Source organism: Ardenticatena maritima (assembly GCF_001306175.1).
Taxonomy (GTDB): domain Bacteria; phylum Chloroflexota; class Anaerolineae; order Ardenticatenales; family Ardenticatenaceae; genus Ardenticatena; species Ardenticatena maritima.
The window spans coordinates 438101-451035 of sequence record NZ_LGKN01000005.1; the positions used below are offsets into that span (position 1 = coordinate 438101).

Sequence of the window (12935 nt, forward strand, 5' to 3'; positions counted from 1 at the left end):
GGTTTGGTGGCTATGGTTGACCGCCCAAAGCAGTAAAGTATTCCTGAATGAAGGTGCGCAAATGAGGCGGATACTGCTCCTGTTCGAGTGCGCGCGCAGCACTTTCGGCATACACCGGCAACGCCGCATCCAGCGGGACAATGGCGGGGTTTTGCACGCCCGCACCGGGGGCGCTGAGGCGTTCCGTGCTTGTGCCATTGTCGCCGAGCGTGCCTTCCACGCGGTCAATGTCGGGGTTGGTGGGCGCAACCGGCGCAAAAACGCCCGGTTGATACGCCCCCTCCAACGCTCCGGGACCGGCGCGGTTGGGGTCGCTCCCTGAAAATTGCCCCTGGCGCGTGCCGCCCGGCAATTGCCCGGCGGTTGTGCCGCCCCCACCGCCAGGTTGCCCGTTTTGTCCGCCTTGCGGGTTGGGAGCCCCATTTTGCCCTTGCGCCCCATTCTGGCCACCGGTTCCCTGTCCCCCTTGCCCGGTTCCGGCGTTCTGGCCATTTTGACCGCTTTGCCCATTCTGGCCGCCAGCCTGCGCCTGGGCTTGCGCCTGTTGTGCGGCACGGGCAACAGCACGCCGCGTGGCGTCAAGTTCCTGGGCGGCACGTTGGGCGGTTTCGGCGGCTTGCAAGGCGTCGTCCGCGGCTTCCAGCCGCTGGGCGGCTTGCTCCGCCGCTTCCTGCGCGGCGGCAAGGTCGTTTTGGGTGAGGGCGTTGGCAAGCGCGTTCAGGTCGGCGGCAAGGTCGGCGTCGAAAGGCGCGACAGCCGCGGCTTGTTCGCGCAATTGGGCGGCGAGGTCGGCGCGTTCCAACGGTGAAAGCGACCCCAAACGCGACGCCAGGTCGCGCAAGGCTTGGGCGGCGGCGCGAGCGTCGCCAGTGGGTGGTTCGTTGGGGCGACTGGCGCTTTCCAGTTGGCGGCTGAGGGCTTGCAAGGCGTCCTCTTGGGCGGCAAGGTTGGGGGGCACCTGCGCTTCGAGCGCCGCGCGGGCGGCTTCGATGTCGGCAAGCGCTTTTTCAAGGTCGCCTGGGTTGGTGCGCAATGCAAGCGCGAGGCGGTCAAGTTCTTGCAAGACGGCTTCAAGGTCGGGTGGGGGCAAGCGGTCGCGCGGGGTGAGCGCTTCGCGCACTTGCTCCAATCGTTCGGCTTCGGCCTGGGCGGCGGCGCGTATCGCTCGCCGTTCGGCGAGTACCGCATCCTGGGGGTTGGGCAACCACCAGAGCGCCACAACGCCCACAACCAACACCGCCGCCAGCGCGGGCGGGCGCGTGGCAAGGCGGGGCGGCAAAAGGCGGCGGGCGTCGCGGGCGAGGCGTTCGGCATGGTCGGCGGCGTCGGCAATCTGGCGCGACGCCAGGGGCGGGCGTTCGTGCGGCGCGTGCGCCAGCAGGTCGAGCGCTGTGGTGAGGCGTTCTTTGAGATGGGCTTCGGTATCCGCCCACAACGCCACGTGAGCCAGCGGCATGGGGCGTAGCCATTCCCACGCCAGCCAGACCAGCACCAGCGCCAGCGGCATGCTCACCGTCAGCAGGTCGGCGTGTTCAAGCGGCACGGCACGCGCCAGCACCTGCACACACAACGCCAAAAGGGGAGGCGCCCATGCCCAATGTGCGCCGTGTTCCACCAGCGCGCGGCGGCGAGCATACCGCCGTATCCGCTGCAATGCGCGAAACAGGCGCTCTTCACTTTCCATTGTCGGTTGCTGGTCCATGCCCCCACCTTCGCCATACGCTTTTCATCATGCTAGCCGCTTTTGTCTAAACGTCCAACAGGCTGCAACCGTTCCCCCGCTAGAATGCGGGGCGCTCGAAAATCGTTTTCCATACAGATGGGGGATGCACCAACAAAGCGGCAATCGTCACAGCCACAACGACCAGCGCAATCATGACAAAGGTGCGTGAGCGCGGCGCTCGGCGTGCTTCGGGGAGCACCAGACGCGTCGTCAAGATGAAGAAAACGGCGACGACTGCCACAAAGAGGAAAACGCTCAATTGCCAAGTGGGCGTTTGCGTGCTGGTTTGCCCGCTCGAGCCATGCAAAATGCTGTTTTCAGAAGCGGCGAGCAATGAGGCATAGAACGAAAGGGGGGAGAAGAGAAACCAAAGGCGCAGTGGGGAGGCCTCATTCAGGATACCATCAAAAATGGCAAAAACATAGGGGAACGCCGTCCAGCCACCAATCAGGAAGTAGGAAAGCCCAGAAGCGCGCACGGTGCGTCGCAGCCAGGCGGAGTTGCACATGGTGATGATGCTAAACAAGGTGGCGAGGAAGAGCATGCCCACGTTGGCTTTGAAGACGTCCGTCCACCGGAAGCCCCCCAACACATACACAAGACTGTACAGGGGCAACGCAGAGAGAAGCGTGATGACCACATACGCCAGCATGGCGAAGAGTTTTCCCAGAACGATGCTGCGCGCCGAGAGCGGCGTTGTCAACAACATTTCGTAGGTTTGGTTTTCATACTCGCTACTGATGGTGTTGGCGGCAAGCGAGGGAACGCCAAACAGAATAATGAGAAACTGCATGAAGGCGATCGCGACAAAAAGGTTCCAGCCCACTTCCGCCGGCGTAGGCCCAAAAGGCGTGCCCATGCTTGAGCGTTGCGCCAGGTAAAAAAGCCCGGTGAAGAAGGCGAGTAGCGCCAGGTTCGCCGTGAGCAGGATGAAGGCGCGCACGCCGCGCATACGCCCACGAATTTCTTTCAGCAACACCGGGTTGATTTCAATTGTGGTGGGGCGGGGGAGGCGTGCGAGTTTCATCATTGCACCTCGCCTTTCGTCAGTTGCAAGAAGAGGTCTTCCAGGTCGGTGGTGGCTTCGCCAAATGTAAGCACGGAAATCCCCGCGTGGATGAGGCGTTCCAGCAACGCGGCTTGTTGCGCGGCGTCGCCGGCAAATGCGATTTCCAGATGGTCGTCGGTGGTGAAAACGTCTTGGACGCCGGGCGTTTGACGAAGCAGTTCCAGGGCTTTGGGGGTATCGCGGTCAGGGGCGAGCAGTTCCACCTGCAAGAGCCGATACCCCTGGGTCATGGCGCTGATTTCGCGCACATTGCCCGCCGTGACCAGTTTCCCCTTTTCGATGATGACCACCATGTCGCAGAGTTCGGCCAATTCGGTCAGGATGTGGCTGGAAATGAAGACGGTTTTGTTCATGCGCCCCAGTTCGCGCAATAATTCGCGCATTTCCACACGGGCGCGGGGGTCCAGCCCACTGGCGGGCTCGTCCAGCAAGAGCACATGGGGGTCGTGCACGAGAGTATGCGCCAAACAGAGCCGCTGGCGCATGCCGCGGCTGAGCGACTGCACGAATGCGTCGCGTTTGTGCGACAGGTCCACCAGTTCGAGCAAGTCAGCAATCAATCCGGGACGCCGAGCGGCGGGGATACGGTAGGCGCGCGCAAAGAAATCGAGGTATTCCCAAACTTTCATGTCATGATAGACACCGAAAAAGTCGGGCATGTAGCCAATCAGCCAGGGGATGCGCTCCGGTTCGGCGAGAATGTCCACCCCCTCGATGCGAATTTCACCCGACGTCGGTTTGAGCAAGCCGGCGAGCATGCGCAGGGTGGTGGTTTTGCCGGCGCCATTGGGTCCAATGAAGCCGCAGACAACACCCCGTGGAATCGCGAGCGAAAGCGAATCCACCGCCACGAGCGAACCATAGCGCTTGGTGAGATGGCGTGTTTCGATAGCGAGGGGCTGGGTACTCATGAGCCTGCTCCGGTTGTTCGTTCAAGTCCGATAGCGGGATAGGCGCACATGTTGTTCGGTTGCACGCGAATGCGCACGCGTCCGTTGGCATCGGCATAGTCAGCAACGGGTAAACGCACAAGGCCGCTTTCATAGGCGACTTGCTCCCATTCACCTGTGCGCACATTCAGTACTTCAAGCGTGCGCGTTTGAGAGGATCCCAGGTAGGCTTTTCCCAGCAAGATGGTATCGCCGGGTTGGGGGGTGGGAAGCCATGCGGAGAAGGTCATCTCTTCATTGGCGACGCCCATTCCCCACCAGGACGTGCAACGGTCGAGCGCCAAAAATGGGCGTTCAGGCCAAAGCGGAATATCGCCCGGCACGATGTAGGCGGCATTGGGGGCTGCGGGCGTGATACGCGCCAGCAACAGGTGCATGCCGACGGTTTTGGCGGGATTTCCGGCTACGCTGAGATTGTAAAGCGGTTCATCCAGCCATGCGCCAAACCAAATGGCGCTTCCCAGTGGGGCCTGGAACAGCGAAAGAAACGGATCGAGTTCGCCTTCAAAGGTGGGCGGCGGCATATTGCTGGCAAAGGGGAGATTGAGCAAGGCGGACACAAATTGGTCGCGGGCGATACGGCGATTTTCATCATCTCCACTGTCGGGAACGAAGTAGCCGCCTGGCCATATAAACGTGCTCTCTGCCGAAGGCGCAAAGATGTTGACATTCCACTGCACCGTCCAGGTCTCCTGAGGCGCAAGTTCGGAGCGGCGCGTAATGGTTTTTCCGCGCCCAAGCACCAGGTGTTTCAGCGGCACAGTGCCTGTATTGGTGACCTGAATTTCCACAATGTCCGGCGTGAGGCGCGTTTCAATGTGCACGGGGGCGGATTGGACGGGGGGCGAAACGTAGAAGACGGTTTGCGCCCCAGGGCGTGTTTGAATCGGGCCTGCCTGCGCACGGTCGCCAAAGCGGAACGTGTACACACTCGCCGTGGACGCGGGTTGAACGTCAAATGTCCCGTCGGGCAAGGGGGCGAACACGACGTCACCGGGGGCTTCAATCGTGAAGGTGTCATCGTAGGGCGAGAAGAAGAGCGCGCCTCCCTCGCTTTCGAGGGTATCATTGGGCAACAGGAAGCCCACCCCCATTTCAGCCAACCACAAATCAGTCCCACGCAGACGCGTACCCCACATGTACGTAACGACGGAAAAGACCAGCGTAAAGAGGGGAATGGTGAGCCACGCCCATTCCAGACGCTGTTTCCAGCGCAAGAAGAGGTAGTTGATAGGGCCAACAAAGATGATGTAAAGCAACAAGACCACGCCCAAGACGCCCAAGGAGGGGACGGTCAGCGCCAGCAGATTGGAAGTGGAGCGCATTGCCCAAGCGTTGAGTTGGAACACGGGCTGGATGTAGGTCATCATTGACGAAGGGAGCAGGTAGGTCCAAAACGTTTCACGTCCCGCCCAAGCGTCAAAAGGCGCCTGGTTGGGGTCGAGCGCCAGCCAGTAGATGACGCCATAGCCCAAACGACGTTGCACCACCAGGGGGCGACCGTCCGCCAGCGCCAGTTGCACAAAGCCGGTGGTCGGTGTGGCGTTCGCAAACACAAAATCCCCCGCAAGGCGAAGCTGTTCGCCCGTCGTCTCGGCAAGTATGGACAGGTCGTCGGCGTTCACAGTCTCGGTGGCATTGAGCCGCACCGGTTGAAGCGTCTCCGGCAATCCGCTCAACACAGCCGCGGCGTCCGCCCCACCACCGAGCACGAGGACGCCCCCGCGGTTGACCCACGCCACCAAACTGCGCTGGGTCGCCGGCGAAAGCCGCGACGTATCCACGCCGCTGATGATCAGCACGTCAAGCATATGCAAGACGGCGGGGTGTTCCGGCAAGGACGCAAGGGGAACGTCGGCGATTTGCATTTCACGCGATGTGAGAAAATCCAGCCCTCTGCCCGCGCCGCGCACACGCCCGACAAACAGCACGTCGCTGGTGTGGAGCGTCACCGTGACGTCTTGGCGTACCAGCACCTCATCGGACGCCATATCGCGGACAATGACGCGCAAGGTGGCTTTATTCAACAACCCCGAGGACGTCGGCATAAAGAGCGTGACGGCTTTTTGCGCCCCCGTGGGGAGATTGACCTCACGTTCGACAAGCCCGGCACGCCCAACAAAGCGTGCCGAGACCACCACGTCGCGCGTGCCCCCTTGGTTGTGGAGCACGATACGCACCGGATGAAGGGCGCCGAGTTTCATGTGACCATCAAAGAAGGGTTGGATGTCCACTTCGATGGGGTCTTGGGCATTCACCGGTGTGGCAAAGAGCAACCAGACAACGCCCAGAAGAAGCCAAAGAAGACGGCGTCTGTTCATAACGCCCTCGTCATCAGTTGGTTGGCAAGGTGGCGCAAGTATAGTGAGAAGGTTCAAAGAAGACAAAGGCGGCAATCCCCGCCGGGGTCTGTGCAGTGCAGGGAGTGTTGCGCACGGAAGCGGAGCGGTTCAGACGGTATGGAAAAATCAGGCTTTGCTCTCCCCGCCCATTAACGTATAATCTGCCGCTTTGAAACAGATTCAGAACCTGGAAACGAGGTTGTGACGCATGACCAACCGACAGCGTACCCAATGGGGCATACTGGGGCTTACACTGCTGGCGTTTGCCCTTCGTATTCACCGGATTGATGTTCAAAGTTGGTGGTGGGATGAAGGGTATAGCACCTATCTGGCACGGCATGGTATCATCACCGCCATCAAAATGACTTCGGTGGATATCCATCCGCCGCTCTACTACGTCTTGCTTTCGATTTGGGGCACATTTACCGGCTATACTGAATTTTCCACGCGCCTCTTCTCCACCTTTTTGAACGTGTTGCTCATCCCGTTCATCTACCAGGTGGGCAAAAAAGGGTTCAATGAACGTGTGGGGTTTTGGGCGGCGTTGGTGAGCGTCTTTTCGCCGCTTTACGTTTACTACTCGCAAGAAGTGCGCATGTACACGCTCTTTGCGCTCGAATACCTGGCCGCCATCTGGCTGCTGATGCGTCTGGCGGAAAGCGAGCGCTGGTCGTGGCGCACGTTGGGGGCGCTCATTCTCGTCGAATCGGCGATGATGTACACCCACTATTTCTCATCGGTGGGAATTGTCTGTATCAATCTGGTATTGCTGGTGTTGCTGGCGCGCCAACACGGCGCGCTGCGCTGGCAAAATGCACGCGCCTGGTTTATCTCTCAGGTGCTGGCTGCCGTCTCGTATTTCCCATGGCTGCCTTTCGCCATCCGCCAATCGTTGCGCCACAGCGATGAACGCGCCACCCCACTGCCCTTCATGGACTTCATCACCCTGGTGTGGCATTTCTTCAACATTGGCGTGCGCGGCGCACTGGGCAACCCGGGCCAAGAACCACCGCGCCCCTTCGTCGTCGCCGCCTCAGGCTGGTTTGGCGTCTTCTTCGTGGCGGCGTTTGTGTTCGTAGTGGTGCGCTGGTGGCGCGAACGCCGCACCGGCGATTTGGGCATGCTCAGCCTCTGGACTGCCGCGTTTGCCATCCCGTTGCTCGCCGTGTTCGGGCTGATGCAGTGGAAGCCGCTCATTCACCCCCGCTATGTGATGATGCTCACACCCGCGCTCTTCCTGACGGTGGGCGCACTCCTCGCCGACCTCTCACAGCCAAAGCGGTGGCGCTGGCTCAGTTGGGGGCTCTTGCTGGCGCTGCTGCTCAGTATCAGCGCCACATTTGCGCGCGGCTTGTGGATTGTCTATTACGATGAAGCCTACTACCGCGCCGACACACGCAGCCTCGCCCGCTATCTTGACAGTGTGACCACCGCCGACGATGCCATTGTGTTCGACTCGGAAGATTACACGCTTGAGCAGTATTACACTGGTCCCGCGCCCATTCGCGGCATTAAAATGCGTGGGCGTGAAGCCGCGGGGCTGGCTGATTTGCAAGCCGTCAGCGCCGGCAAAAAGCGCGTCTTCCTCATTCACTGGGACCTCTCGGTGACGGACGACAAACGCTTCCTGCCCTTCTTGCTGGAAACCGCTGGGCGGCTCGCCGACCATCAAACGTTCCACGGCTACGATGTCTGGATGTACGAACTGGAACGCCCGGTGGAAATGCCGCCGCTCACACCGACGGCTGTCAACTTCAACAACACCTTCTATCTGCAAGGTCTGTTTAGCGAAACGCGCGCCTACGCGGGTGAAGGTGTGCCGGTCGCGCTTCAATGGCACATGCCCGCCCCCGTGGACGTGGATTACAAGGTGTCGGTCTTCCTGCTGGACGAAGCGGGGCAACTCATCAACAACATGGATATCATGATGATGAATGAACTGCACCGCTACACCACGCGGTGGGATGTGGGCGAAACCACCACGACCTACCACGTGGTGCCGGTCCCGCTGGGCACGCCGCCAGGCACCTACCGCATCGCCACCACCGTGTACGAAGAAGAAGCCCTGCGTGGGCTGGATGTTCTTGACGAAGCCGGCAACCCCGCGGGGCGCATAGCGGTGCTGGGTACGGTCGAAATCATGCCGCCGCGCTTGCTCGCCGACCCTTACGACACCATGGAAGGCATTCCCATCGAAAAACCGCGCACGCTGGGCGAAGGCGTCGCGCTGGATGGCGCGCTCCTGCCCAAGACCAGCGCCGCGCCGGGCGAACGCCTGCCAGTTGTGCTCCTGCTTCACGCCGACGAAGCCGGCTTGCCCGATAATCCCTTCACCGTGGAGATTGTGCGCGGCGATACCGTGCTGGGTGCTGCCACCGACCACGTGGGCTACGGGCGCTATCCCGTTTCGCAATGGCAACCGGGCTATCCCGTGCTGGAACGCCGCTTTGTCATCATCTCCCCCGACGCCGGCGAAGGTCCCGCGACGGTGCGTGTGCGCTGGGGCGAAGGGGAACCGCTTACCATCGGCGAAATCACCATCGAAGGGCGCGCGCGCCTGTTTGAACCACCCGCGTTCGAGCATGCTATTGGCGAGTCATTCCCCGGCGTCGCCGAACTAGTTGGCGCAACACTCGCCGAACCCTACAACGCCGCAACCGGTACCGCCACCGTGCGCCTGGTCTGGCAAGCCATCAACGACGCGCCCATCGCCACGCCCTACGTCGTCTCTGTGCAGGTATTGAACGCCGAGGGGCGACTCATCGGGCAAAGCGACCACGAACCGGGCAACGGCGCAACGCCCACCACCTCGTGGGTGGCGGGTGAATACATCGAAGACACGCACACCATCACCTTCCGCGAAACACCGCAAGCGGGGGCGCGCATCATCGTGGTCATGTACGATCCGGTCACCTTCCAGCGCCTCACCACCACCAACGGCACAGACACCATCGAATTGCCGTTTAGCATCACACCTTGAAAGAACGAACCCACCGCCACGGCGCAACCGTGGCGGTGGTGCTTTTGGCACGCTTGCATGGTATGCAGAGAGAGACCTTTGTGGCGTTGCAAAACCTTGTATCTTGCCACACTCTCGGCTACAATGCGCATACCAAACAATACGCACAATGCAACTTTATGAATTTGGTGAGACCCTATGCAACTGCCACAAACGATTGACAATCGCTACCGCATTGTTGAACTGATTGGTGAAGGTGGCATGGCGCAAGTCTATCGTGGCGACGACTTGCGCCTGGGGCGTGAAGTGGCCATCAAGATTCTGCGCCCGCAATACGCCAACGAACGCACTTTCGTGGAGCGTTTTGTGCAAGAAGCACGCGCCATGGCGGGCTTTTCGCATCCCAACATCGTCAACGTCTTCGACGTAGGGCGCACGGGCGCCAGCCCCTACATCGTCATGGAATATGTGGACGGCATTGACCTGCGCCGCAAATTGCAACAAGAAGGGCGCCTCTCCATCGGCGAAGCGCTTGAAATCGCCCGCCAGGTTGCCGAAGGCGTCGGCGCAGCGCACCGCAAAGGCATCGTGCACCGCGATATCAAACCCGGCAACATTCTCATTGCCAGCGATGGGCGCGTCAAAGTCGCTGACTTCGGGATTGCCCGCGCCATGGCCGACGCCCAACATCTCACCGAGCCGGGTGTTGTGTGGGGAACCACCGCCTATCTCTCACCAGAGCAAATTCGGGGCGAAACCGCCACACCGGCGTCGGACGTGTACGCCATCGGGGTTCTGCTCTACGAAATGCTGACGGGGCAAACGCCCTTCCAGGGAGAAGACCGCGTGGCGGTGGCACTCAAACATCTGAACGAACCCCCGCCACCGCTGCACGAACTCAACCCGCGCGTGCCGCCGGGATTGGAACGCCTGGTGCTGCGCATGCTCAGCAAAGACCCTGCGCAACGCCCCGCCGACGCCAACGAAGTTGCGCGACTGTTGCGCGCCTACCAGAACATGGGGAATGAAGCCACCGCCGTCACCCCTCGCATTCAGACACCAACCACACCGCCACGCCAAGCCGCGGCTGCGCGTTCAGCGCCTCCCCCCAAAGCCGCGCCAACAAGCACGCCGGACTATCGCACGGCGCCCGTACGGGCGGAGCCGCAACGCCGCGCCGAACCGCAACCAGGCACGCCAGGTGTGGACTGGGTGGGGGTTCTGCTCGGCATTCTGGCCATGCTGGCGGTGCTAGGCCTCATTCCACTCTACGCGCTCGTCTATCGCGAACTCACGTCATCGAATTTGCTCGGGTGGCTGAACGATACAGCAACGGTGCTTTCAATTTTCCATACAGGTTGGCTATAATTTCAAAATGCGCTTGTGGTTATACAAACTCTCCTGGTTAAAAAATGGCTAAAGAGCGACCACTCATTGAAATCAACCAACATGCGTTGCGTGTGTTGTATCGAGAATTGGGTATCGTAGATACCGTGCGATTTTTAAAACAATTTACAACAGGTTTTGGGAATTACACGCAAGAACGTGATGAAATCTTTGCAGGAAAAACATTGACAGAAATAATTCAAGAAAATAAACAGCAAAGCGAAACGTAAAATCTGTACGCCCTAACACAGATACAGCAAACTCGTTCAAGAGTCGTTACGTGATTCAATGAGAATAAAACGATTCCATACATTGAAGGTGGTAAATAGCCTATGAACTTTTCACGCAATCCACGGTCGTACATTCTGTATATTTTGCTGTTCGGCGCATTCGGTCTGTTTGTGTACAGCATGTTGACATCTTCCGAACCAACCCAGGTTGTCGCGCTGAACACGGTTGCGCAAGCCGTCATGGACGGCGAAGTACGCGAAATCCGCGTCAGCAACAACACCGCCACCATCATCACACGCCGCGGTGACCGCTATCGCGCCACGCTCGAACCCGACGCCGACATCACAAAACTTCTGCGCGATTTTGGCGTGACGCCTGAACAGTTGAACCGCGTGGATATCATCTATGAGCCCCCCTCACAATGGGGCGCCTTGCTCAGTGTGCTGGGGTCTTTCCTGCCGCTTCTCCTGTTTGCCGGCTTCCTCTTCTTCATGCTGCGGCAAGCCCAAGGCTCGAACAATCAGGCGATGTCGTTTGGAAAAAGCCGCGCACGCATGTTCAGCGGCGACAAGCCCACAGTCACCTTTGACGACGTCGCCGGTGCGGACGAAGCCAAGGAAGAACTGAAAGAGGTCGTTGAGTTTCTGCGCGAACCCGAAAAATTCGTTTCGCTGGGCGCGCGTATTCCCAAAGGCGTGCTCATGGTCGGGCCGCCGGGAACCGGCAAAACGCTCATGGCGCGTGCCGTCGCCGGCGAAGCGGGTGTGCCTTTCTTCAGCATTTCGGGGAGTGAGTTTGTAGAAATGTTCGTAGGCGTCGGCGCGAGCCGCGTGCGCGACCTCTTCGAGCAGGCGAAGCGCAACAGTCCCTGCATCATTTTCATTGACGAGATTGACGCCGTCGGGCGGCATCGCGGCGCCGGCCTGGGCGGGAGCCATGATGAACGCGAGCAGACGCTCAACCAGATTCTGGTGGAAATGGACGGCTTCGATACCGATACCAACGTCATCGTGATTGCCGCCACCAACCGCCCCGACATTCTCGACCCGGCGTTGCTGCGCCCTGGGCGGTTCGACCGCCGCGTCGTGCTCGACCGCCCCGACCTGCGTGGTCGCCGCGCCATTCTGGACGTGCACGTGCGCGGCAAACCGCTTGCCAAAGACGTAGACCTGGACGCTATCGCCCAACAAACGCCAGGCTTCACCGGCGCCGACCTGGAAAACCTGGTGAACGAAGCCGCTATTCTGGCGGCACGCCGCAACCGCCGCACCATTAGCATGGCGGAATTCCAGGAAGCCATCGAACGGGTGTTGGCGGGGCCGGAACGCAAGAGCCGCATCATCAGCGAACACGAAAAGCGCGTCATCGCCTATCACGAAGCGGGGCATGCGGTTGTCATCTACCACCTGCCCAATTGCGACCCCGTGCACAAAATCAGCATTGTTGCACGCGGCATGGCCGGCGGCTATGTGCTCAACCCGCCGGCGGAAGACCGCATGTTTATGCGCAAATCCAAATTCCTGGATGAAATGGCGGCGGCGCTGGGTGGACGCATCGCCGAAGAACTCGTTTTTGGCGATGTCACCACCGGCGCCAGCAACGACCTGGAAAAAGTCACTCACATGGCGCGCTCAATGGTGACACGCTACGGCATGAGCGATGTACTGGGTCCGCTGACTTTTGGTGATACAGAGGAAATGGTGTTCCTGGGGCGTGAGATTGCCGAACAGCGCAATTACAGCGAAGAAGTGGCGCAGATGATCGACGAAGAAGTGCGTAAACTGGTCACGCACGCGTATGAGCGCGCTCGCCAAATTTTGATTGAACACCGCGACCAACTCGACCGCCTGGCGCAACGCCTTATGGAAGTTGAGACGATGAGCCGCGCGGAATTTGAAGCGCTGATGCGTGGCGAAGAACCACCCGCGCCATCAGCCCCCGCATCGAAACCGACAGCATCAACGCAAACCGACAGCGACAAAAAAGCGGGGGGGGATTTATCCCTGTCTCCTCTGCCGGCGTAATCAGACGGCAACCTTCAAGCGGGAGTCACACAGGACTCCCGCTTTTTTTATCTCCATTTCAAGGTTCGTTTATCAACGGATGTTGATATTTTTCCACATTTTTGTGGATAACTTTGGGATAGATGTGGAAAAGTGTGGGTAAATGGGGATAACTTTATGGTCAACTTCCCACAGGAGACCCGCATATTCCACGCTTCCAAACCGATACCACAAGATATAGGGGGTGGTGCTTGCAGGAATTGAATCAAGGT

The 12935-nt window shown here is 59.9% G+C and carries 8 protein-coding genes; 4 read left to right on the plus strand and 4 right to left on the minus strand.

The features are described 5' to 3' along the window. Window positions 1–10 precede the first annotated feature (10 nt). From SE16_RS09740 to SE16_RS09755, 4 genes are all read right to left on the minus strand, one after another. Window positions 11–1702: a hypothetical protein gene (locus SE16_RS09740; protein WP_054491973.1), complete on the minus strand. Its 1692-nt coding sequence runs from the start codon at window positions 1700–1702 to the stop codon at window positions 11–13. 79 nt (window positions 1703–1781) lie between these two features. Then, entirely contained in the window at window positions 1782–2750 is a 969-nt protein-coding gene (locus SE16_RS09745) for an ABC transporter permease (protein ID WP_160316934.1), read from the minus strand. Beyond that, the gene (locus SE16_RS09750) at window positions 2750–3703 is read right to left on the minus strand and encodes an ABC transporter ATP-binding protein (RefSeq protein WP_054491975.1); all 954 of its coding nucleotides are present in this window, start codon (window positions 3701–3703) and stop codon (window positions 2750–2752) included. Before SE16_RS09750 ends, SE16_RS09745 begins: the two co-directional genes overlap by 1 nt. Beyond that, window positions 3700–6063 (minus strand): hypothetical protein, encoded by a 2364-nt coding sequence (locus tag SE16_RS09755; protein ID WP_054491976.1) that lies wholly within the window; start codon window positions 6061–6063, stop codon window positions 3700–3702. The genes SE16_RS09750 and SE16_RS09755 overlap by 4 nt, the downstream gene beginning before the upstream one ends. 229 nt (window positions 6064–6292) lie before the next feature. On the opposite strand from SE16_RS09755, the gene SE16_RS09760 reads away from it, so the two are divergent. From SE16_RS09760 to ftsH, 4 genes are all read left to right on the plus strand, one after another. Beyond that, complete coding sequence (locus SE16_RS09760) at window positions 6293–9064, plus strand: glycosyltransferase family 39 protein (protein ID WP_054491977.1); 2772 nt, start codon at window positions 6293–6295, stop codon at window positions 9062–9064. 177 nt (window positions 9065–9241) lie between these two features. Beyond that, window positions 9242–10411, plus strand: coding sequence for a protein kinase domain-containing protein (locus tag SE16_RS09765; RefSeq protein WP_054491978.1), 1170 nt, complete (start codon window positions 9242–9244; stop codon window positions 10409–10411). Window positions 10412–10455: 44 nt separating this feature from the next. Next, complete coding sequence (locus tag SE16_RS09770) at window positions 10456–10659, plus strand: hypothetical protein (protein WP_054491979.1); 204 nt, start codon at window positions 10456–10458, stop codon at window positions 10657–10659. A 102-nt stretch (window positions 10660–10761) separates the two neighbouring features. Next, entirely contained in the window at window positions 10762–12684 is a 1923-nt protein-coding gene (gene ftsH, locus SE16_RS09775; protein ID WP_082373935.1) for an ATP-dependent zinc metalloprotease FtsH, read from the plus strand. The last annotated feature ends 251 nt before the right edge of the window (window positions 12685–12935 follow it).